Raw genomic sequence first — 547 nt, forward strand, 5'->3', positions numbered from 1 at the left:
CAGATGTCCTGGCTGTGGCTGCGTCATCAGCCCGGCTCTGCGCTGGCTCGATGGTTCAAGGAGCGCGTCCAGCGCAATGGTGGCCGCATGAAGAAGTCGACCATCGTGGCGCTTGCGCGCAAGCTGCTGGTTGCGCTCTGGAAGTTTGTGACCGCCGGTGTCGTCATCGAAGGTGCCATCATGCAGAACAGCTAATCTCGGCTGCTCCTCGAATTATTCTGAAAATTCTCCAGGACCCGATCAGTCCTGGTGGATCCAGGTCGACGAACCGACCAGAACCCTGGCGAAATGCCGTTTGAGAGAGTGGTCTCGTCGTCCTGAGCCCCGTCCGCCGCAAGCGGGATATTGGTGCAGCCGCGAAAGGTGGCGACCGAATGTGAGGTTGATCAGGCTCGGCAAACGAGCCGCGTCACGCACGGGCTTGGACCTGGATAGCGACGCTTCGGAGGGACTGCTGATGCATTGCGATTGATGGCCTTGACACGAACCATCCCATGTGAGGTTCTGGCAGGCTTCGACACCCGCCTCGATACGCCGCCTATCTCAG

General features: G+C 60.0%; 1 pseudogene. It reads left to right on the top strand.

Annotation, left to right across the window (positions count from 1 at the left end):
- Window positions 1–195 (top strand): annotated as a pseudogene (locus AAFX91_RS42360) (IS110 family transposase); the annotation flags it as partial.
- Between the last annotated feature and the right edge of the window lie 352 nt (window positions 196–547).

It is taken from the genome of Bradyrhizobium sp. 31Argb (genome assembly GCF_043638955.1).
Taxonomy (GTDB): Bacteria; Pseudomonadota; Alphaproteobacteria; order Rhizobiales; family Xanthobacteraceae; genus Bradyrhizobium.